This is a genomic window from Actinoallomurus sp. NPDC052308, from assembly GCF_040679195.1.
Classification (GTDB): domain Bacteria; phylum Actinomycetota; class Actinomycetes; order Streptosporangiales; family Streptosporangiaceae; genus Actinoallomurus; species Actinoallomurus liliacearum.
Window position 1 is genome coordinate 24,688 of sequence record NZ_JBFAUM010000042.1, and the last position, 20,357, is coordinate 45,044.

Genomic DNA, 20,357 nt, shown 5'->3' on the forward strand with positions numbered 1-20,357 from the left:
CTCAGGACCGCGCCGCGCCGGGTACCGCGGCCATCGCGGCGCCGATGATGCCCGCGTCGTTGTGCAGCTCGGCCGGGACGACCGGGGTCCGTACGTCGGCCAGGAGGGGCAGGAAGCGGTCGGCCTTCTTGCTGATGCCACCGCCCAGGACGATCAGCGATGGCCACAGCAGGTCCTCGATCCGCCCGAGGTACTCCGACAGCCGCTTCGCCCAGTCGTGCCAGCTCCAGTCGTGAGCCTCCCGGGCGTGGGCGGAGGCCCGCCGCTCGGCGTCCTTGCCGCGGATCTCGATGTGCCCGAGCTCGGTGTTCGGCACGAGCGTCCCGTCGAGGAACAGGGCGCTGCCGACGCCGGTGCCGAGCGTCAGCATGAGGACCGTGCCGGCCCGGCCGCGTCCCACGCCGAAGGTCATCTCCGCGACGCCGGCGGCGTCGGCGTCGTTGAGCAGCGTCACGGGCACCCCGCTCGCCTCCGCGAACAGGTCGCGCGCGGCCAGGTCGATCCATGCGTCCCCGAGGTTGGCCGCCGTACGGACGACGCCGTCGGTGACCACGCCGGGGAAGGTGACGCCCACCGGTCCCGTCCAGCCGAAGTGCGCGACGATCTCGGCGACGGCCTGCGCCACCTCCCGGGGCGGCGCGCCCTCCGGGGTGGGGAGGCGCAGCCGGTCCCGGGTGAACTCACCCTTGTCCACGTCGACCGGCGCGCCCTTGATGCCGGACCCGCCGATGTCGACCCCGAGTATCTCCATGCGGCAATACCTACCTGAGATTTTTCGCAGCTAACAAAGTGCACGTGATCTCACGGTCCGTACGGCACGATAAGGACCATGGACGCGAGTCAAGTGGCGGCTCTGCGGGAGCTGCTCGCGACGACCGGCTGGCCGGAGCGCACGCGGGAGTTCGCCTGGGCGTTGCGGTCGTCCACCCGGACGCCGGGCGGCCTGCTGGTCTTCGGCCCGCCCGACGACGAGCCGTGGCACCTGGCCGCGCACCTGGACGACGAGAGCCGGCTCGGCGGCCTGCCCGAGCTGGCGCCCACGCTGGTGCGCTGGGAGCCGCCGCCGGGCGCCCCGCCGCACCTGCGGATCGGGCTGGAGCGCCTGGAGGCGGCCCGGCGCGGGGAGACGCTGATCGTCGTGTCCGAGGACGAGTCGCCGGCGCCGCTGCTGGAGCGGGTGGACGACGCGCGCCGCGTCGGCGCGACGATCTTCGCGGTGGACACCGGCGACCGTGAGCTGGAAGGCCTCGCGCACGAGGCGCTGACGGTGCCGGCCGACGACCGGCTCGTGTCGTTCGACGCCGCCCAGCACCTCGTCAGCGCCGCCGCCGGGGACCCGCTGCCCAGGCGCGGCCTGCGCGACCGCCTGGCACGGCTCCTGGAGACGATCAGCGGCCCCGCCGTCCCCTGACGCCCGGGGCTAGAAGTCGTCGTCCTGGCGCCGCCACTGCTCGTTGCGCTCGGCGGCCCGCTGCAACGCGTGGGCCGCCTCCTCCTCACTGGCGTAGGGGCCCATCCGGTCCCGGTCCGGGCACCCGGGCCCGTGCTCGACCCGCTGGTGCTTGAGGCAGAAGAACCACTTTCCCTCGTCACTCATCGCGACCTCCGATCATGGTGTCATCTGTGCCCCGGCATGCTGACTACACTCCAACAGCATGACGACGCAACTCCGCCCCGGTCACGTCTCCCCGATGCGCAAGGTGCCGTCGGACATCCCCCGGCCGGAGTACGTCGGCAAGAAGGTGCCGCGGACCGGAGAGCCGGACGTCAAGACGCCCGAGATCATCGAGAGGATGCGGGTGGCGGGCCGGATCGCCGCGCAGGCGCTCGAGGAGGTCGGCAAGCGCATCCAGCCGGGCGTGACGACGGACGAGCTCGACCGGATCGGGCACGAGTTCATGCTCGACCACGGCGCGTACCCCTCGACGCTGGGCTACCGCGGGTTCCCCAAGTCGCTGTGCACCTCGCTGAACGAGGTGATCTGCCACGGCATCCCCGACGACACGGTCGTCCGCGAGGGCGACATCATCAACATCGACATCACCGCGTTCAAGGACGGCGTGCACGGCGACACCGACGCGACATTCCTGGTGGGCGAGGTGGACGAGGAGTCCCGCCTGCTGGTGGAGCGCACCCACGAGGCGATGATGCGCGGCATCAAGGCGGTCCGCCCGGGCCGGCAGCTCAACGTCATCGGCCGGGTCATCGAGTCCTACGCCAAGAGGTTCGGCTACGGCGTGGTGCGCGACTTCACCGGGCACGGCATCGGCACGACGTTCCACTCCGGGCTGATCGTGCCGCACTACGACGACCCGCACGCGACGACGATCATCGAGTCGGGCATGACGTTCACCATCGAGCCGATGCTGACGCTGGGCACGATCGACTACGAGATCTGGCCGGACCGCTGGACGGTCGTCACCAAGGACCGCAAGCGCACCGCGCAGTTCGAGCACACGATCCTCGTCACCGACACCGGCACGGAGATCCTCACGCTCCCGTGAGATAGGCCGGTTCCTCGCGGGTACGTACCGCGCCGTGGCCGACAGACTCGGGACTTACCGCCAGAAACGCGACGCGGGCCGTACGCCGGAGCCGGTTCCGGACGAGGGGCCGCTCCCCCGGGGCGACGACGACACGTTCGTGGTCCAGGAGCACCACGCGCGGCGGCTGCACTGGGACTTCCGGCTCGAACGCGACGGCGTGCTCGTCTCCTGGGCGCTGCCGAAGGGCCTGCCGGACGATCCGCGGACCAACCATCTCGCCGTGCACACCGAGGACCATCCGCTGGAGTACGCGTCCTTCGCCGGGGAGATCCCGAAGGGCGAGTACGGCGGTGGCCAGGTGACCATCTGGGACCGCGGCACGTACGAGACGGAGAAGTGGACCGACCGCGAGGTCAAGGTGGTCCTGCGCGGGAACCGCGTCTCGGGCCGATACGTGCTGTTTCCGACCGGCGGTGAGAACTGGATGATCCATCGCATGGATCCGCCGGTCGCCCCGGACGCGGTGCCGATGCCCGAGCGGATCGACCCGGTACGGCCGGAGCGGCGGGAACGCCTCCCCCGGCGCGCGGGCGCGTACGGCTTTGAGTTCGCGTGGGGCGGACGCCGGTCGATCGTGTTCTCCGACCGCGGTACGACGCGCGCCCTCGACGGCGGCGGAAGGGCCGCCAAGGCCCCGTCCGGCCTCGGGGAGTCGCTCTCGGCCCACCGGGTCGTCCTGGACGGAGAGGTCACCGACCTCGAGGGGCGCGAGACCTACCTGATCTTCGACCTGCTGTACCTCGACGGCCGCCCGCTCGTCGACGAGCCGTACCGGCGGCGACGGGAACTGCTCGAGGGGCTGGGCCTCGCCGGGCCCCGGTGGCAGACCGCGCCCTGCTTCGACGACGGCGCGGCGGTACGGTCCGCGGCTCGCGAGCAGGGCCTGCCGGGCGTCGTCGCCAAGCGTCTCGACGCGCCGTACGACCAGAAGAAGGCCGACTGGCGTCTCATCCCGGTTCGGGATTCCTGAAGCCGCGGACCTCCTCGCGCGGGCGCGCACCGCCGCGCGTCGAGACGCCGGCTCCCACGTCGACCCCCGGGTACGGAACGCGGGCCCGCGGGCCACGGCGGTGTCGCGTCGATCACGGGAACCGCCCCGGCGCGTCGCGCGTCCGTACTCCTCGAAGCGGGTTACAGTCCGCGCGTGGCAACAGAGCGGGTGATCTTCACATGATGGGCCATACGCATGCGCTGGCGGGGGCCGCGGCCTGGCTCGGGACCGTCCCCTTCCTGACCGACTACGGGATGCGGATGACCCCCGGTCAGATCGCGGCCGGAGCGGTCGTCTGCGCCGGGGCGGCGCTGCTGCCCGACCTCGACCACCACGACGGCACGATCGCCAACACGTTCGGGCCGGTCACCCGCGCCCTGTGCCGCGCCATCTCGGCGGTGTCCGGCGGGCACCGGCATGCCACCCACTCGCTGCTGTTCTGCGTCGCCATGGCCCTCGGCGCCGACTGGCTGTCGGAACACGTCGTCCAGGCGTGGTGGGTGATGCTGTTCCTGATCATCGGCCTGGGCCTGCGCGGCATCGGGATCCGCGTCCCGGAGCGCGAGCACTTCGACGCGCTGCTCAACGCCGCGATCGCCGGCGGCCTGACCTTCCTGATGGCCGGGATGCACTTCGCCGGGCCGGGCATCGGCGGGCACGGGTTCACGCTGGGGTGGGCCGGGTTCGCGGTCGGGCTCGGTTGTCTCGCGCACGTCGTCACCGACAGCATCACGCCGCAGGGCTGCCCCGTCTTCTGGCCCATCCCCTGGCGGCTCGCGATCCCGCTGGTGGGGCACACCAACGGTGCCGTGGAGAAGTGGGTGGTCACGCCGCTGCTCACGCTCGGCATCGTGGTCCTCGGTGTCCGCTCGTCGGCCGGGTCCTTCGCCGCGCACTGGCTCGAGTACCACGGCGGCTGATCGACGCCGGCCCGGCGGTACTTGCCCGTACCCGGCAGTCCGTGGCGCTTTACCCGGCCGACCTGCTGGGAAGAGCAGTGATGTGGGACACATGACGCGATGTGGCGTCACCATGATCACTGCGCTCGTCCTGATCGCCGGGTGCGGGGGCGGCGACGCGAAGAACACGAACACGGCCGCGACGGCGCCCGCGCCGCCGGGCCAGGTGGGCGGGCTGCGGCTCGAGCAGGACTACGAGCGGGTCGTCAAGGCGGTGCTGCCCTCCGTCGTGCAGATCGACACCGACACCGGGCTCGGGTCCGGGGTCATCTACGACAACAAGGGCGACATCGTCACCAACTCGCACGTCGTCGCCGGCGCCAACCGGTTGCGGGTGACCACCGCGACCGGCAAGAAGGCGCTCCCCGCGACGCTCATCGGCCAGTACTCCCCGGACGACCTGGCCGTCGTCCGGGTGAACGACGCGTCCTCGCTGCGCCCTGCGCGGTTCGGCGACTCCAGCCGCCTGTCGGTGGGCGAGATCGTGCTGGCGATGGGCAACCCGCTCGGCCTGTCGGGCAGCGTGACCAGCGGCATCATCTCCGCGGTGGGCCGCACGGTCTCCTCTCCGCGCGAGGGCGCGTTCCCCGGCGCGACCATCTCGGGCGCCGTACAGACCAGCGCGCCGATCAACCCGGGCAACAGCGGCGGCGCGCTCGTGACCCTGGAGAACGAGGTCATCGGCATCCCGGCGCTGGCCGCCTCCGACCCGCAGATCGGCGGCGCGGCCGCGGGAATCGGGTTCGCGATCCCGAGCAACACGGTGAAGTTGATCGCCGACCAGCTGATCAGGTCGGGCCGGGTGACCAACTCCGGCCGGGCCGCGCTCGGCATCACGGTCCGGGACGTCGCCGACCTGTCGGGCAACGTCGTCGGCGTCGGGGTGGTGTCGGTGACGAGGGACGGTCCCGCCGACAGGGCCGGGATCCGGCCCAACGACATCATCGTGTCGGTCAACCGCACCAAGACGCCGAGCACCTCCGACCTGTCCGACGTCCTCGCCGGCCTCAAACCCGGACAGACCGTCCCGATCGTGGTCCAGCACCCCGACGGCAGCAAGACCATCGTCAATATCGCGCTCGGCCAGTTGCCCGGTTAGCCGAACCCCGAGTCGCCGCCCGGCCGGCCGTAACGGCCACCGCCTATTTCCGGAAGTCGATGCGGTCGCGGCTGAAGTCGAGGGTGACGCTGCTGAAGTGGCGGAGTTCGTCCGAGCCGAGCAGCCCGGCCACACCCATGTTCAGGTCGACCACCGCCAGCGACGTCGCCCGGAGCGGAACACCGCCGAGCGTCCAGCTCCGCACCTTGACGATCGGGACCATCCCGCTGCCCGTGACGCCCTGGACACGGTGCTCCTGCCCGGTGCGCGGCAGCGCCAGCCGCCGGACGAGGCTGCGGTCGACGGAGGAGTTCGACGACCCGGTGTCCAGGACGAACTCGTACGGCCCCATGCCGTTGACCCGGATCGGGACGAAGACGAGGGTGCCGCCGCCGTTGCGGACGACCCGCATGGGCAGGGAGAAGCTCTGGTCGGTGTCCGACGGAAGGGGCACGCCCAGCGAGCCGGGCGCCGATCCGACCGGTGACGTCCGCACCCGAGCGGAGGCGACCGGCGTCCCGACGCTCAGATCGGCGGTCGGCCGGGCGTGTGTCTCGGCGCAGCCGGCGGCCATCGGCAGCGCGGCGGCCAGCAGCAGCCCGGTGATCATCGTGCGGGACACAGGAACGGACGTTCCCGCCGCCGGGCCGGCTAACCGTGCCGACCGCGCGCGAGCGCCCGTACGCGCTCGATGACGGGGGCGAACTCCTCGATGAACGGCGCGTGCACCGTGTAGTAGGTGAAGCCGTACCGCTCGCGGTCGCGCAGGATCCGCTCGGCCATCTCCTCGACGGTGCCGATCAGGAGGAACGGCGTGTCGAGAACCTCCTCGGCGCTCATCGCCCCGCCGTACCGGGCGCTGAGCTCCTCGGCCACGGCCCGGCGGTCGCCGGTCCGCCGCACCGCCTGCACCAGGGTCTGCCACTCGATCCGGTCGGCCCGCGCGCCGGCGCACTCGCGGGCGTACCGCACGCGCTCGTCCGCCTGGGCCGCCGTGGCGAGGCGCAAGGTGCCCAGCGGCTGTCCCTTGACCTGCAGCGTCCCGGAGATCCCGACGATGTCGGCGCGTTCGGCCGCGATCCGCAGGGTCCGATCGCCCATGCCGCCGATCAGCAGCGGCGGCCCGGATCCGGCGAAGCCCCGCCGCTGCACCGGCGCGAGCACCGGAAACCCGTAGGACTCGCGCAGCGCGGCCTGCCGCTCGTAGCCGCCCGCGGCGAACAGCCGGGTCAGCTCGTCGACGGTCGCCTCGAGACGGTCGGCTCGGGCGCCGAACGGCTCCCACGCGATGCCGGCCTCGTCGAACTCCCACTTGACGTACCCCGCGCCGAGCCCGACCTCCAGCCGGCCGTCGGTGAGGAGGTCGGTGGTGGCCACCTCCCGGGCGAGCAGCGCCGGGTTCCAGAAGGGGGCGTTCAGCACGAGGGTGCCGACCCGGAGCCGCCGGGTCGCCGCGGCCGCCGCGACGAGCGTCGGGAAGGGCGCGGGCACCCCGAGATGGTCGGCGGCGAAGACGGTGTCGTAGCCGAGGCGCTCGGCCTCCTGGCAGCGCTCGACGAGCTCCGCGTGCGACGACGTGCCGAGAAGGACGAAGGAGAACCGGAAGTCACCCATGACGGTCAGCCTTCCCCCACGACGGCGTGGGGCATAGGGGTCTCCGCGCTCGGCGGAACCGCCGAACCCGTCACTCCTGGCTGTGCGCCCGCTTGTCCAGGGACGCCAGGTAGGCGTTGTAGTCGGCCAGTTCGTCGTTCTCCTTGCGCGCCGCCGCCCGGTCCGCGCGGCGCTCCTCGCGGCGCGCTACGCGCTGATCCGCGATGAACCACTGGAACACGATGGCGAGCAGGACGATGAACGTCGGGATCTCCCCGAACGCCCACGCGATCCCCCCGCCGGTCTGCTGGTCGACGAGGATCGACGGCCCCCACGACCGGTGCAGCGAGTTGTACCAGCCCGCGGCGATCGGCTGCCCGAGCTCCATCAGCGCGATGCCGAAGAAGGCGTGGAACGGCATGGTGACGAACAGCAGGAGGATCCGGGCGATGTACGGCAGCCGGCGCGGCGTCGGGTCGACCCCGATCAGGACCCAGAAGAACAGGGTGCCGGCCGCCATGAAGTGCACGAGCATCGCCAGGTGGCCGACGTGGGCGCGCATGAGGTAGCCGAACAGCGGGGTGAAGTACAGCGCGTACGTGCTGCCCATGAAGATGACCGTGGCGACGGCCGGATGGCCGATGAACTTGGCCGCCCGGCTCTTCAGCATCGCCGCCAGCCACTCGCGCGGGCCGCGGTCGCCCCGGATGGCGGCCGGCTTCAGCGCGCGCAGCGCCAGCGTCACCGGGGCGCCGAGCACGAGGAAGATCGGAGTGAGCATGGACAGCGTCATGTGCTGCACCATGTGCACGCTGAACAGCACCGGCGCGTAGGTCGCGGCGCCGGTCATCGTCACCGCGACCACGGTGACCAGGCCGACGAACCAGGAGACGGTCCGGCTCACGGGCCACCGGTCGCCGCGCCGGCGCAGCCGGGAGACGCCGGCGAGGTACAGGCCGCCCAGCACGATGACGAGGACGCCGAAGAACAGGTCCGGCCGCCACATGGTCGCCAGCCGGCCGATGGTGACCGGCGGCGGCATGTCGAAGCCGAGCAGGCTGCGGATCGGCGACTCTTCGGCGGACGGCGCGGGCGGAGCGGTCCGGGCGAGCGCGACGGCGACGCCCATCGTGGCGGCCATCAGGAAGGCCTCGGCGGCGAGGAGCCGCACCAGCGGCCACGGCGGACGGCCGACCGGCGGCCGCGTGTACCCCTTGGGGTTGTGCGCCATGACGGCGGGCAGCGTGCGTTCGCGGTGGAACCATCCGGCGGCCCCGAGGAGGACGAACAGCACCACCTTGGCGAGGACCAGCCGGCCGTAGTCGCTGGTGAACAGCTGGGCGGGGGTGGGCAGCCGGGAGATGGCGTTCGCGACACCGCTGACGCCGACGGCGACGAAGCACCACAGCGCCATCCGGCTGAACCGGTGGGCGGCCACCCCGAGATGGTCGCCGTCGTGGACGGCGTGCCAGGTGAGGACCAGCAGGCCGCCGACCCAGGGCGCGAGCGCGACGACGTGCATGGCCAGCCCGCTGATCGCCAGCTCGTGGTTGGGCGAGGTCGCCGAGTGGCCGGTGAGCGGCGGCGGCAGCAGGGCGGCGAGGGCGACGACGAGCAGGCCCGCCGCGCTGCCGAGCGTGGCCGCGGTCCGGGTCAGCAGGGCGATCATCGCGGCCAGGAGGACGACGATCATCAGCGCGGTGCCCTGCGGGAGCTGCCCGACGTAGCTGGACAGCTCGTTGCCGCCGGCGACCGTGCCGACCGGCTCGCCCAGGATGTCGGAGACGGTGAAGATCAGCGTGGCGGCCGCGCCGGCCGCCCAGACCGCGGCGATCCAGGACGTCGCCCGCACGTACCGCACGGCCTGGGGGTCCATGACGCCCTTGGCCGAGGGCAGCAGGGCGACGGCGCACAGCAGGGTGCCGACGGTCAGCGCGCCCCCGAGATCCATGGCCAGCCGGGCGACCGGCAGGCCCCACCGGGTCAGCGCGCCGGCGTCCGCGAGCCCACTGATCACCTTCTCGCGGACCGCGCCGCCGGCGACCAACGCGATCAGGAGGGCGGCGAGGCTGGTGAGGCCGACGAGTGCCGCCGCGGCGTACGGCCGGTGCCTACGCACGGGAGACCGACCGCCGGAGGAGGACGGCTGCGCGCGGCGCGCCGGCGTGGGCGTCGGCGGCACCGGGGCGGTGCGCGAACGAAAGGATCATCATGGCGAGGCGGTCGTCTCTCCGGGTCGGTGGGTCTCCCGGGGGCGCTCACCGCTCGGCGGGCGCGGCCTGCGGCCTCCTCGGCCGTCCGCCCGCTCGCCGGGAGCGCTCCCCGGACCTCCTCAGCTTATTCACCGTCAGGGCGCGCGGTGAGGCGGATCGGCGTTCAGGGCACGGCGGGACGGATCGGCGTTCGGAGGGCGCGCCCGACCGCCGTCACAGGCCCGCGCAGGCCAGCGCCTGCCGGTACGCGTCGGCCCGCTGCTGCGGGGACCCGGCGTCCGACAGCAGCTCGGCGAGCCGGAACCAGCCCTGCGCCGCCTCACGAGACGGGCCGATCTCCCCGAGGCACGCCATCGCCCGGTCCACCGTCGCCGTGGCCTCCTCCCGCCGGCTGAGCCGCAACGTGGCCTCGGCGAGCGCGATCAGGGCGCCGGCGGTGGCCGGCCGGGCCTCGCTGCCGAGGATCTCGAGCGCCTCGTTCGCCCGTTCGGCGGCCCGCCGCGGCTCGCCCATCGCCAGCTCCGCGCGGGAGAGCTGGGTCAGGCACCAGGCGATGTCGGCGTCGGCCGCCCCGGTCGCGGTCCGCTCGTGGAGGGCGCGTTCGAGCTCGTCACGGGCGCGCGCCGCGTCCTGCGGCCGGGCCAGCAGCATGAGGGTCGCGTACTCCCCCCGCAGCCGGCTGGCGTCGCGCAGGTCGGCGACCTCGCCCAGGAGGGCGAGCGCCCGCTCCCCGTACGTCACGGCCCCTTCGAAGTCCGCCGTGTGCTGGGCCACCAGGGCGGCCTCCCAGTAGGCGGCCATCCGGGCGACCGGACTGCCCGTCGCCTCGGCGCGCTCGACCAGCCGGTCGGTGAGCTGCCGCGCGCTGACCAGGTCGCCCCGTTCGAGGTAGACGCCGACGAGGGTGGCGCCGAGCTTGACCGTCTCGTCGCTCCACGGCCCCTGTTTCGCGGTGACCCGCGCGAACGCGCGCTCGGCCACGGCCGCGCTCTCCGTCAGGTCGCCGTTGTCCCAATGGCAGCGGGCGGCCGCGACGTTCACGCGGATCCACTCATCGGTGTCGTACTCCGGCGACAGGGCCGCCCCGAGGGCGGCGAACTCGCGGAGGGCCTCCTCGATCGCGCCGGCCGCCTCGAGGGCGAGAGCGTGTCCCCAGCGCGCCCGGCGCGCCGGCTCGGGCAGGCTGCTGAGCGCCGGGTCGGCGAGCAGCTCCGCGAAGCGGTCCCGCGCATCGGTCGCCCGGCCGCCCCGCAGCGCGGTCTCGGCCTGGTCGAGCGCCGTCTGCAGCCGGTCCTGGGTGGCCTCGTCGATGCCACTGGAGAGGTAGGACGCCGAGCAGCCGAGCTTGCGGGCCAGGAGCCGTACGACCTCCGGGGTGGGGGTGCGCTTTCCGCTCTCGATCAGGGAGACGTAGCTGTCGGACAGCTCAGGGAGAGCCAGTTGCGCCTGCGAAAGGCCCTTACGCATCCGTGCCCAGCGGATCCGTTGTCCGAGCGATTGGTGACTGTCCACATTGACCCACTTTTACCGAAACAATCAACAGAGAATCAGGAGGAGTGGTCGACTCCGGGTCGCGGCTCACGAAGGCCCGTACGGCACGGCCTTCGACCTGGGTGCGGTTCCCCCGTGAACCAGGACAGTTCAACGATCACGCCTCTCATCAGCGGCGAACCGGCCGCCCCCGGCCGACCGTCCCCCGTCGCTGACAATACTTGTACCAGAAAGGATAGTTTTCGCCGTCTTCTTACTGAAGACCTTTTTGAGGACTTCGAAAACCCGTGCCGTCGCCCACCGCGGGATCACGACGTGCGGACGCGCGCTTCGCGGCCGATCTCCGCAAAGCCGAAGCGGGATTCCCCCATTACCCACGTATCCCCGAACCACACCCTTCACCGCCGACGCCGGGCCGGGGCGGTGGCGTCCGCGAGGCCGCACGCCGCCCCGCCCGATCCCGACAACGGACGTGTTACCTGGATACGACGGATGTGTAACGTCCGTACCGGGTGGTCCGGAACGCCGCATGGGCGGCTAGTCTTCCGACGTCCCCCTTGCGGCCCGAGACCCTGACGATCCCCTCGCCCGATCGATTCGTCGGAGGCCGTACGCCCAGTCCTGCGAAACGGAGCCCCCGAATGACGACGCGGCTGGAGGCCGGAGGTCCCCTGGACCGATTCTTCGACCTGACCGCGCGCCGGACGACGGTCGCACGCGAGGTCCGCGGCGGCGTCACGACGTTCGTGGCTATGGCCTACATCATCCTGCTGAACCCCATCATCCTCGGCGGGGCGACCGACGTCACCCACGCGAAGCTGTCGATCCCGCAGCTCACGACGATGACCGCGCTGTCGGCGACGATCTCCACGCTCATCATGGGCCTGGTCGGCAACGTGCCGCTGGCCCTCGCGTCCGGGCTGGGGATCAACGCGGTCGTCGCCTACCAGGCCGCGCCGCACATGACCTGGCCGCAGGCCATGGGCCTGGTGGTGCTCGAGGGCGTCATCATCGTCATCCTGGCCCTGACCGGGCTGCGCGAACGCATCATGAACGCCATCCCGCTGGCCATCAAGCACGCCATCGCCGCCGGCATCGGCGCCTTCATCGCGCTGATCGGCATGGTCGACTCCGGCTTCGTCAGCAAGGGCGAGGGCACTCCGCTGAACCTCGGGACCGGGGGCCACCTCACGGGCTGGCCGGTGCTCGTGTTCGTCATCGGCCTGCTGCTGATGATCGTGCTGTACGTCCGCCGCGTCCCCGGCGCGATCCTGCTGAGCATCGCCGTGGCCACGGTGCTCGCCGTCGTCATCAACGGCAACACCAAGATCGCGGCCGAGGCGTGGGGCACGGTCGTGCCGAAGCTGCCCTCCAAGCTCGTCTCGACGCCGGACTTCGGACTGTTCGGCAAGGTCGACCTGTTCGGCGGCTTCGGCCGGGCGGGCGTGCTGACCGCCCTCGTCGTGCTGTTCACCCTCGTGCTGAGCGGCTTCTTCGACGCGATGGGCACGATCCTCGGCCTCACCGAGGAGGCCGGGCTGCTCGACGAGGAGGGCCGGGTCCCCCGCCTGGGCCGCATCCTCGCCGTGGACGGCCTGTCGGCGATCACCGGCGGGCTCACCAGCTCCTCCGCCGGCACCGTGTTCGTCGAGTCGGCGGCGGGGATCGGGGAGGGCGCCCGGACCGGCCTGGCCAACATCGTCACCGGCATCCTCTTCGCCGCGACGCTGTTCCTCACCCCGATCGCGGCCGTCGTGCCGGCGCAGGCGGCCGCGCCCGCCCTGGTGATCGTCGGCGCGCTGATGATGACCCAGGTCGCCAAGATCGCCTGGTCCGACCTGGACATCGCGATCCCGGCGTTCCTCGCCATCGTGACCATGCCCTTCACGTACTCCATCACCAACGGCGTCGGCGCGGGCGTCATCGCCTACACCGTGATCCAGACCGCCCGCGGCCGCTGGGCCGGCTGGCTGCTGTGGCTGATCTCGGTGGTCTTCGTCGCCTACTTCGGCATCACCGTCATCGAACGGATCTTCGGCATCTCCTGACGAAATCCGGCAGCTCGGACGAGAAGAGGTGGAGCCATGCTCATCCATCCCTGGGACGCGGCCGACGAGGAGGAGTGGCGTACCTGGCTCGGTGACCACGACTTCGGTCAGCTGATCGCCGCCGGGCGCGGGCGCGACGTGCCGATCGTCGTGCCCACCCACTTCACCTTCGACGGCGTACGGACCGCCTGGCTCCACCTGGCCCGGCCCAACCCGGTCTGGGCGGCCCTGGACGAGAACCCCCGGGCGCTCCTCACGGTCGTCGACGACTACACCTACGTGCGGTCGGAGTGGAACGCCGGCGCCGCCACTCCCGACGGCCGCGGCGTGCCGACGTCCTACTACGCGACCGTGCAGCTCGCCTGCGACGTCCGGATCGTCGACGATCCGGCGGAGAAGGCCGAACTGCTGAACCGCCAGCTCGGCCACTTCGAGCCCGGCTCCGGGCGGCTTCCGGTGTCCGCCGAGGAGGACCCGGACCGCCGGCTGCTGCCCGGCATCCGCGGCGTCGAGCTCACCGTCACCGACGTCCGCGCGAAGTTCAAGTACGGCGGCAACAAGGAGGTCGAGCACCGCTACGCGATCGCCGCCCGCCTCGAGGAGCGCGGCGGGCGTGCGGACGTCGCCGCTCGTGGTCACGTGTTGCGCCGCGTATAGATACCGTTAGAACCCAAGGTGTGCCGGGAAGTCTGGTCGGCTCTGTCTTCGTCGTCCCCGTAGAAGGGCAGTGCCTTGTCGGACACCGAGAAGTTCGGGCTCGCGATCCTGCTGATCGCACTCATCGGCACGGTCGCGGTCCTGTCCAACCGGTTCAGCGAGCGCACGCGGATCCCGGCGCCGGCCATCTTCCTGGTGTGCGCGGCGATCGCCTCGGACCTGTGGCCCCGCCTCGGCACGGTCTCGATCCCGACGATCGAGAAGATCGTCACGGTGGCGCTCGCGGTGATCCTGTTCGACGGCGGGATGCACATCGGCCGGCGCAGGTTCCGGGCCGCGGCCGGCGCCACGATCTGGATCGGCGTCGCCGGGACCCTCGTCACCGGGGCGGCGGTCGCCCTGCTCGCCCACTACGGCCTCGGCATCGACTGGCGGCTGGCGCTGCTGCTCGGCACGGCCCTCTCCCCCACCGACCCGGCCGTGGTGTTCTCCGTGCTGGGCCGCCGGGAGATCGCCGGACGCACCGGCACCCTCCTGGAGGGTGAGTCCGGGGCGAACGATCCGGTCGGCATCGCCCTCCTGGTCGCGGTCCTGGGCGCCACCGGCGGCGGCGCGTCGGCGATCGGGGATGTCACCGTCACGTTCGTCGAGCAGATGGTCGTCGGCGCCGCCATCGGCGTCGCCGGCGGGATGATCCTGCTGGGCTTCATGCGGCGCGTCCCGCTGCCCAACGAGGGCCTGTACGCGCTGCGGGTGCTCTTCGGGGCGCTGGCGGTCTACGGGCTGGCGACGATCGCCCACGGCTCGGGCTTCCTGGCCGTCCTTGTGGCCGGCATCGTGCTCGGCGACGAACGCGCGCCGTACAAGCGGGAGATCGAGCGGTTCCACTCCTCGCTGGCGAGCCTCGCCGAGATCGTCGCCTTCACCATGCTCGGCCTCACGATCAGCCTGCGCGGCCTGGGCGACGGCGGCGCGTGGTGGATCGGGCTGGTCCTCGCCGCGGCGCTGGCCTTCGTCATCCGCCCGCTGTTCGTCGGGCTGCTGCTGTGGCCGGTGCGCCTGCGGCGCGCCGAGCGGATCTTCGTGCTGTGGACGGGGCTGAAGGGCGCGGTCCCGATCCTGCTCGGCCTGTTCATCCTGCAGGCGGGGCTGCCCGGGGCCCGGCGCGCCTACGAGATCATCTTCGTCGTCGTGGCGTTCTCGGTGGTCGTGCAGGGCAGCCTCGTGCCGGAGTTCGCCCGCCGCCTGCGCATCCCGCTGCGCGTCGTCGAGCCCGAACCGTGGAGCCTGGGCGTGCGGTTCCAGGAGGAGCCCGAGGGGCTGCACCGGTACCAGGTACGGGAGGGTTCGGCCGCCGACGGCATGAGCGTGGACGACCTGCCGTGCGGCGAGGACGTCTGGATCAGCTTCGTCATCCGCGACGGGCGCCTGGTCCCGGTGCGCGGGGACACGCTGTTGCGGGCGGGGGACGAGGTGCTGGTGCTGGCCACTGAGGGCCCGGACCTGGACGCGGTGTTCACCCGCCGGCGGGAGGAGCCCCCGACCCGCTGACAGCATGTCAGCAAGCGCGGCGAGGCGGATACATGTTGCCGCCGCCGCTGCGGGCGTTCCGCGGCCACTCTTGGGGTGTAAGCACCACTAGGAGGAAACGTGAAGGTCGGCGTACCCCGCGAGATCAAGAACCATGAATACCGTGTGGCGATCACGCCCGCGGGCGTGCATGAGCTGGTCCGGCACGGCCACGACGTCCTGATCGAGCGTGGGGCCGGCGCGGGCTCGTCCATCCCCGACGAGGACTACATCGGCGCCGGGGCCAAGATCTTGGAGTCCGCCGACGACGTGTGGGCGGCCGGCGAGCTGATCCTGAAGGTCAAGGAGCCGATCGCCGAGGAGTACCCCCGGATGCGGAAGGGCCAGACGCTCTTCACCTACCTGCATCTGGCGGCCTCGCGCCCGTGCACGGACGCGCTGCTCGAGAACGGCGTCACCTCCATCGCGTACGAGACCGTGCAGTTGCCGAACCGGTCCCTGCCGCTGCTGGCCCCGATGTCGGAGGTCGCCGGGCGGCTCGCTCCGCAGGTCGGCGCCTACAACCTGATGCGTTTCAACGGCGGTCGCGGCGTCCTTCCGGGCGGCGTGCCCGGCGTCGCCCCGGCCAAGGTGGTCGTGGTCGGCGGCGGCGTCTCCGGCCTGAACGCCGCGCAGATCGCGGTCGGGATGGGCGCGGACGTCACGGTGATGGACGTCAACGTCGACCGGCTCCGCTACATCGACGCCATCTACCAGGGCCGGCTGAAGACGCTGGTGTCCAGCGCGTACGCCATCGAGCGGGAGGCGCTCGACGCCGACCTGGTCATCGGCGCCGTGCTGATCCCCGGCGCCAAGGCGCCCACGCTGATCTCCAACGAGCTGGTGTCCCGGATGAAGGCGGGCTCGGTGCTCGTGGACATCGCCATCGACCAGGGCGGCTGCTTCGAGGACTCCCACCCGACGACGCACGCCGACCCGACCTACCAGGTGCACGGCTCGGTCTTCTACTGCGTCGCCAACATGCCCGGCTCGGTGCCGAACACCTCGACGTACGCGCTGACGAACGTCACGCTGCCGTACGCCGTCGCGCTCGCCGACAAGGGCTGGCGCGCGGCGCTGCGCGACGACCGCGCGCTGGCGCTCGGCCTCAGCACCTACGACGGCGCCCTGGTCAGCGAGCCCGTCGCCGAGGCGCACGGCCTCGAGGCCACCGCGCTGGACGACGTCCTCGCCTGACCGCGATCGCGGGCTCCACTCGGCGCTCCTCCCGTCCCCGGGGCGGTGGGGAGCGCCGTGCAGGTCTCCCGTATTGTGCCCTCATGGGGGAATTGATACTGCTGCGCCATGGTGAGACCGAATGGAGCCGCACGGGCAGGCACACCGGCCGTACCGATGTTCCCCTGACCTCGCGCGGCGAGGAGCAGGCCAAGGCGCTGGCCCCGATCATCGCCGCCCGCGACGTCACGCGCACCCTGACCAGCCCCGCTCAGCGCGCCCGCCGCACGGCCGAGCTGGCCGGGCTGACCGAGGGCGACGTCGACGACCGCCTCTGGGAGTGGGACTACGGCGCGTACGAGGGGCGCACGACCCCGGACATCCGCCGTGACCGGCCCGGCTGGTACCTCTGGAGCGACGGCGTGCCGGAGGGCGAGACCGCCGAGCAGGTCGGCGCGCGCACCGACGCCGTCATCGAACGCGTCCGGCCGTACCTCGCCGAGGGGAACGTGGCGCTCGTCGCGCACGGGCACGTGCTCCGCGTGCTCACCGCGCGGTGGCTGGGCCTGCCGCCCACCGACGGCCGGCTGTTCCGGCTCGACACCGGGACCGTCTCCGCCCTCGGCACCGAGCACGACCGCCCCGTCATCGGCTCCTGGAACGTCCCCGCCCGCTAGGTTCGGGCCACGGTCAGGACACGGCGGCGAGGTCCGACGCCGTCTCGCGGGTCAGGCGGCGGGCGCGGCGGGCGTCGGGCGAGTAACGCCACTGCTCGGGGACGATCCGGGTGCCGCGGTACAGCGCCTTCAGCGTCGTCGTGGCCCACAGGTCCTCCAGCGGCGTGGCCGGCAGGCCGTACATCCGGCGCGCCCAGCGGGGCAGGGTCGCCACGACGAGCGTCGCGATGCTCGGCGCGGCGAGCTTCAGCGGCAGCATCCGGCGCGGGATCGCCGGGTTGTACAGGCGCCGCAGGCCCTGCTTGGCCTCCCGGCAGGCGAAGAGCTCCGGGCGGATCCGCGCGTAGTAGTCCCGCATCTCGGCCACCGAGGCGGGGATGTCGGCCGGGTCCAGCCCGACGACCGCGCCCGCCCGGCGCTGTTCGTCGACGAACGCGTCGGCCTCCTCGGGGGTGAGCGGCACGCCGGAGCGCCATGCGACGTCGAGGTAGGAGTCGACCTCGCCCATGTGCACCCACAGGAGGTTCTCGGGCTCGTCGATCCGGAAGATCTCGCCGGTGTGGGGGTGGAAGCCGGTCAGCCGGGAGTGGATCCGGCGGACCCGGCGGCCGACCCGCTCGACCTCGTCCAGGGTGCCGTACGTCCGGACACGCACGAACTCGACCGTGCGGGCGAGCCGGTCCCAGGCCGCCCGCGGGTCCATGAGCTCGGAGTTCTGCGCGGTGCCCCACATGGACGGCGGGTGCAGCGCCTGCAGGATGAGCGCGCGGAGGCCGCCCACCAACAGGACGGGCTCCCCCATCACCTTCCAGGTCACGGATCCGGGGCCGAACAGCCCGTAATCCTCGCTCATCCGTCACCGCCTTGAGAGATCGTCTCGGGCGCGCAGGAGGACACGCCACGACGCAAGTAAGTGATTATTGCCCGCATACGAGCAGATGACACGCTGATACGGCGTCACAGGGTGGTCTGCTCGCGGACCCAGGCGAGGTAGTCGACGCTCCCCGCGACGACGGGGGTGGCGATGATCTCCGGGGTGTCGTAGGAGTGCCGCTCGGCGATCCGGCCGGCCAGGGCCTCGAAGCGCTCGGCGGTGGTCTTGAAGACGACCATCCACTCCTCGGCCGTCTCGATCTCTCCCTCCCACCAGTAGGTGCTGGCGATCGGGCCGACGAGCTGGGCGGCCGCGGCGAGGCGCTCGGTGACCGCGGACCGGGCGATCTCGGCCGCCTCATGGCGTGAGTCGGTGCTCGTCGTCACCTGGACGTACGCCTCGGCCATCGGCGCTCCCTTCCCCGCTCGATGGTAGCCCTGACCTGCGCCGACCTCGCCTAGTGATCGCGTAATCATTCCGGAACGATGGCGTGGCGGCCCGGGTCGCCCATAGGCGGCCCGCGTGGCCGGAGCCCGCGGGCGGCCCGGGACGGCGCTCCGCCGCGGCCGGCGGAGGAGCCGCGGCCGCGGCGGGGACGAACCCCGCGTTACCGGCTGGGCAGAACCACCATCGCGCTGCCACCGTGCCGGCGGACCGGTTCGGCGACGGCCTGGAGCCTGCCGCCGCCGAGGAACTCCACCCCGGTCGCCGCGCCGATCACGCCCGCCGGCGGTCCGGGGAACAGTGCCAGGTCATGGCCCTTCGCCTTGAGCGCGGCGCCGTACTGGTCGATGAACGCCTGCTCGGCGAAGGTCTGCGGCGTGTTGCGCTGGGTGGCGCGCGGCGCCGCCACCGCCTGGGGCAGCGTCATGCCGAGGTCCACGCGGTTCAGCAGGATCTGCAGGACCGTGGTGATGATGGTGGAGCCGCCCGGCGAGCCGACGGCGAGGTACGGCCGTCCGTTCCGCAGCACGATCGTGGGCGCCATGCTGCTGCGCGGGCGCTTGCCCGCCGCGGGCAGGTTCGGGTCGGGGTAGCCCGCCGGCGTCGAGGACGTGAAGTCGAAGTCCGTCATCTCGTTGTTGAGCAGGAAGCCGCGGTGCGGCACGGTGATCCCGCTGCCGCCGAACTGCTCGATCGTCAGCGTGTACGACACGACGTTGCCCCAGCGGTCCGCGGTCACCAGGTGCGTCGTCTGCGGCCCCTCGTACGGCAGGTCCTGGCCCTGGCCCTGCGGGGTCGCGCAGCCGTGCGCCTTCAGGTCGCCCGGGGCCACCGGGCTCTTGGCCGCCTCGTCCGGTTTGATGAGGCACGCCCGCGAACTCGCGAACCCGTCCGACAGGAGCGTCTTCAGCGGCACGTCGACGTACGCCGGGTCGCCGACGTAGGCGTTGCGGTCGGCGTAGGCGAGCCGGGACGCCTCGAGGTAGGTGTGCACGGCCTGGACGGGGTCGCTGAAGTGGAAGTTCTTCATGATGTTCAGCGCCTCGCCCACGGTGGAGCCGCCCGAGGAGGGCGGGGCCATGCCGTAGACGTCCAGCCCGCGGTAGTCGACGTGCGTCGGGGCGCGGCCCACGGCGCGGTAGGCGGCGAGGTCCGAGGTCTGCATCACGCCGGGCCGGATGTTCCGGGTGGCCTTCGGGTCGACGGGGGGTTTGCGCACCGTCTGGGCGATCTCGGCGCCGAGCCCGCCGCCGTAGAACCAGTCGGGGCCGCGCCGGGCGATCTGGCGGTAGGTGTCGGCCAGGTCGGGGTTGCGGAAGGTCGACCCGACGGCCGGCGGCTGCCCGCCCGGCAGGAACAGCTCGCGCGTCGGCACGATGTCCTTGAACCGTTCGGCGTTGACCGCGGTCTGGTCGTAGAACTCCTGGTCCACCGTGAAGCCGTGGTCGGCCACCCTGATCGCCGGCTGGAGAAGCGTGCCGAGGCGGCGGGTGCCGAAGCTGCGCAAGGCCTTGTCCCACGTCGCGAGCGTGCCGGGCACGCCGATCGACAGCCCGCTGGTCACGGCCTCGTCGAACGACAGCGGCTTGCCGGTCTTCGGGTCGATGAAGATGTCCTTGGTCATCCGCGCCGGGCCGGTCTCGCGGCCGTCGATGGTGGAGACTTTGTGGGTCCGCGCGTCGTAGTACGTGAAGAAGCCGCCACCGCCGATCGCGGCGACGTACGGCTCGGTCACGCCGAGGGTGGCGGCCGCGGCGACCGCCGCGTCGACCGCGTTGCCGCCGTTCCGGAGCACCTCGATGCCGGCCCGGGTCGCGTCCAGGTCGACGCTGGAGACGGCGCCGCCGTATCCGACCGCGACCGCCTGTTTGCCCTGTGGCGGAGCGAGGCCCGGGGACCGGCCGGGCAGGCTCCGTGCCTGGGCGGGCGCGGTGAGGGTCGCCAGGGCGAGGGCGGCGAGCCCGAGGACGGCGGTTCTGCGGCGCATGGAGATCTCTCCTGACCCAGGGTGAACGCTGGC

General features: G+C 72.3%; 19 protein-coding genes. 10 read left to right on the top strand and 9 right to left on the bottom strand.

Annotation, left to right across the window (positions count from 1 at the left end; genetic code table 11):
* Position 1: 1 nt before the first annotated feature.
* On the bottom strand, positions 2-751 hold the full coding sequence (ppgK, locus tag AB0L00_RS43025; protein WP_364443581.1) for a polyphosphate--glucose phosphotransferase: 750 nt from the start codon (positions 749-751) through the stop codon (positions 2-4).
* A 78-nt stretch (positions 752-829) separates the two neighbouring features.
* Between ppgK and AB0L00_RS43030 the strand changes: the two genes are divergently transcribed.
* Entirely contained in the window at positions 830-1,411 is a 582-nt protein-coding gene (locus AB0L00_RS43030) for a hypothetical protein (RefSeq protein ID WP_364443583.1), read from the top strand.
* Positions 1,412-1,420: 9 nt separating this feature from the next.
* On the opposite strand, the gene AB0L00_RS43035 is transcribed toward AB0L00_RS43030, so the two are convergent.
* Positions 1,421-1,597: a hypothetical protein gene (locus tag AB0L00_RS43035; RefSeq protein WP_345363775.1), complete on the bottom strand. Its 177-nt coding sequence runs from the start codon at positions 1,595-1,597 to the stop codon at positions 1,421-1,423.
* 58 nt (positions 1,598-1,655) lie between these two features.
* Between AB0L00_RS43035 and map the strand changes: the two genes are divergently transcribed.
* The 4 genes from map (at position 1,656) to AB0L00_RS43055 (ending at position 5,595) form a co-directional block, all read left to right on the top strand.
* Positions 1,656-2,504: a type I methionyl aminopeptidase gene (map, locus tag AB0L00_RS43040; RefSeq protein ID WP_364443584.1), complete on the top strand. Its 849-nt coding sequence runs from the start codon at positions 1,656-1,658 to the stop codon at positions 2,502-2,504.
* 34 nt (positions 2,505-2,538) lie between these two features.
* Positions 2,539-3,516 carry a DNA polymerase ligase N-terminal domain-containing protein gene (locus tag AB0L00_RS43045; protein ID WP_364443586.1) on the top strand — a complete coding sequence of 326 codons (978 nt, stop codon included), beginning with the start codon at positions 2,539-2,541 and terminating at the stop codon, positions 3,514-3,516.
* A gap of 203 nt (positions 3,517-3,719) precedes the next feature.
* Complete coding sequence (locus AB0L00_RS43050; RefSeq protein WP_345363769.1) at positions 3,720-4,457, top strand: metal-dependent hydrolase; 738 nt, start codon at positions 3,720-3,722, stop codon at positions 4,455-4,457.
* Between the two features lie 112 nt (positions 4,458-4,569).
* Positions 4,570-5,595: a trypsin-like peptidase domain-containing protein gene (locus tag AB0L00_RS43055; RefSeq protein WP_364443588.1), complete on the top strand. Its 1,026-nt coding sequence runs from the start codon at positions 4,570-4,572 to the stop codon at positions 5,593-5,595.
* A gap of 43 nt (positions 5,596-5,638) precedes the next feature.
* Here AB0L00_RS43055 and AB0L00_RS43060 read toward each other — a convergent pair whose 3' ends face one another.
* From AB0L00_RS43060 to AB0L00_RS43075, 4 genes are all read right to left on the bottom strand, one after another.
* Positions 5,639-6,217, bottom strand: a complete 579-nt coding sequence (locus tag AB0L00_RS43060) for a retropepsin-like aspartic protease (RefSeq protein WP_364443589.1) — start codon at positions 6,215-6,217, stop codon at positions 5,639-5,641.
* Between the two features lie 29 nt (positions 6,218-6,246).
* Positions 6,247-7,209: a TIGR03621 family F420-dependent LLM class oxidoreductase gene (locus tag AB0L00_RS43065; RefSeq protein ID WP_364443590.1), complete on the bottom strand. Its 963-nt coding sequence runs from the start codon at positions 7,207-7,209 to the stop codon at positions 6,247-6,249.
* A 70-nt stretch (positions 7,210-7,279) separates the two neighbouring features.
* The gene (locus tag AB0L00_RS43070) at positions 7,280-9,307 is read right to left on the bottom strand and encodes a cytochrome c oxidase assembly protein (RefSeq protein ID WP_364443591.1); all 2,028 of its coding nucleotides are present in this window, start codon (positions 9,305-9,307) and stop codon (positions 7,280-7,282) included.
* Positions 9,308-9,614: 307 nt separating this feature from the next.
* A complete protein-coding gene (locus AB0L00_RS43075) occupies positions 9,615-10,913 on the bottom strand; it encodes a helix-turn-helix transcriptional regulator (protein WP_364443593.1) in 1,299 nt (432 codons plus the stop codon).
* A gap of 620 nt (positions 10,914-11,533) precedes the next feature.
* Here AB0L00_RS43075 and AB0L00_RS43080 point away from each other — a divergent pair.
* The 5 genes from AB0L00_RS43080 to AB0L00_RS43100 all read left to right on the top strand — a co-directional run bounded on the left by AB0L00_RS43080 (position 11,534) and on the right by AB0L00_RS43100 (position 17,019).
* Positions 11,534-12,940: an NCS2 family permease gene (locus AB0L00_RS43080; protein WP_364443594.1), complete on the top strand. Its 1,407-nt coding sequence runs from the start codon at positions 11,534-11,536 to the stop codon at positions 12,938-12,940.
* A 36-nt stretch (positions 12,941-12,976) separates the two neighbouring features.
* Positions 12,977-13,597 (top strand): FMN-binding negative transcriptional regulator, encoded by a 621-nt coding sequence (locus AB0L00_RS43085; protein ID WP_364443595.1) that lies wholly within the window; start codon positions 12,977-12,979, stop codon positions 13,595-13,597.
* Positions 13,598-13,672: 75 nt separating this feature from the next.
* The gene (locus AB0L00_RS43090; RefSeq protein ID WP_364443596.1) at positions 13,673-15,148 is read left to right on the top strand and encodes a potassium/proton antiporter; all 1,476 of its coding nucleotides are present in this window, start codon (positions 13,673-13,675) and stop codon (positions 15,146-15,148) included.
* A gap of 99 nt (positions 15,149-15,247) precedes the next feature.
* Positions 15,248-16,363, top strand: coding sequence for an alanine dehydrogenase (ald, locus tag AB0L00_RS43095; protein WP_364443597.1), 1,116 nt, complete (start codon positions 15,248-15,250; stop codon positions 16,361-16,363).
* An 83-nt stretch (positions 16,364-16,446) separates the two neighbouring features.
* The gene (locus AB0L00_RS43100; protein WP_364443599.1) at positions 16,447-17,019 is read left to right on the top strand and encodes a histidine phosphatase family protein; all 573 of its coding nucleotides are present in this window, start codon (positions 16,447-16,449) and stop codon (positions 17,017-17,019) included.
* A 13-nt stretch (positions 17,020-17,032) separates the two neighbouring features.
* Here AB0L00_RS43100 and AB0L00_RS43105 read toward each other — a convergent pair whose 3' ends face one another.
* The 3 genes from AB0L00_RS43105 to ggt form a co-directional block, all read right to left on the bottom strand.
* Positions 17,033-17,872: an oxygenase MpaB family protein gene (locus AB0L00_RS43105; RefSeq protein WP_364443600.1), complete on the bottom strand. Its 840-nt coding sequence runs from the start codon at positions 17,870-17,872 to the stop codon at positions 17,033-17,035.
* Positions 17,873-17,976: 104 nt separating this feature from the next.
* A complete protein-coding gene (gene cutA, locus AB0L00_RS43110) occupies positions 17,977-18,300 on the bottom strand; it encodes a divalent-cation tolerance protein CutA (protein ID WP_364443602.1) in 324 nt (107 codons plus the stop codon).
* Between the two features lie 200 nt (positions 18,301-18,500).
* Positions 18,501-20,324 carry a gamma-glutamyltransferase gene (gene ggt, locus AB0L00_RS43115; RefSeq protein ID WP_364443603.1) on the bottom strand — a complete coding sequence of 608 codons (1,824 nt, stop codon included), beginning with the start codon at positions 20,322-20,324 and terminating at the stop codon, positions 18,501-18,503.
* Between the last annotated feature and the right edge of the window lie 33 nt (positions 20,325-20,357).

Excerpts from the sequence above, each read along its gene's own strand:
- AB0L00_RS43100 (WP_364443599.1), top strand. The coding sequence starts at position 16,447 with ATGGGGGAATTGATACTGCTGCGCCATGGTGAGACCGAATGGAGCCGC.
- AB0L00_RS43050 (WP_345363769.1), top strand. The coding sequence starts at position 3,720 with ATGGGCCATACGCATGCGCTGGCGGGGGCCGCGGCCTGGCTCGGGACC.
- AB0L00_RS43105 (WP_364443600.1), bottom strand. The coding sequence starts at position 17,872 with ATGAGCGAGGATTACGGGCTGTTCGGCCCCGGATCCGTGACCTGGAAG.
- map (WP_364443584.1), top strand. The coding sequence starts at position 1,656 with ATGACGACGCAACTCCGCCCCGGTCACGTCTCCCCGATGCGCAAGGTG.
- AB0L00_RS43030 (WP_364443583.1), top strand. The coding sequence starts at position 830 with ATGGACGCGAGTCAAGTGGCGGCTCTGCGGGAGCTGCTCGCGACGACC.
- AB0L00_RS43065 (WP_364443590.1), bottom strand. The coding sequence starts at position 7,209 with ATGGGTGACTTCCGGTTCTCCTTCGTCCTTCTCGGCACGTCGTCGCAC.
- AB0L00_RS43035 (WP_345363775.1), bottom strand. The coding sequence starts at position 1,597 with ATGAGTGACGAGGGAAAGTGGTTCTTCTGCCTCAAGCACCAGCGGGTC.
- AB0L00_RS43085 (WP_364443595.1), top strand. The coding sequence starts at position 12,977 with ATGCTCATCCATCCCTGGGACGCGGCCGACGAGGAGGAGTGGCGTACC.
- ggt (WP_364443603.1), bottom strand. The coding sequence starts at position 20,324 with ATGCGCCGCAGAACCGCCGTCCTCGGGCTCGCCGCCCTCGCCCTGGCG.
- cutA (WP_364443602.1), bottom strand. The coding sequence starts at position 18,300 with ATGGCCGAGGCGTACGTCCAGGTGACGACGAGCACCGACTCACGCCAT.
- AB0L00_RS43080 (WP_364443594.1), top strand. The coding sequence starts at position 11,534 with ATGACGACGCGGCTGGAGGCCGGAGGTCCCCTGGACCGATTCTTCGAC.
- ppgK (WP_364443581.1), bottom strand. The coding sequence starts at position 751 with ATGGAGATACTCGGGGTCGACATCGGCGGGTCCGGCATCAAGGGCGCG.
- AB0L00_RS43055 (WP_364443588.1), top strand. The coding sequence starts at position 4,570 with ATGATCACTGCGCTCGTCCTGATCGCCGGGTGCGGGGGCGGCGACGCG.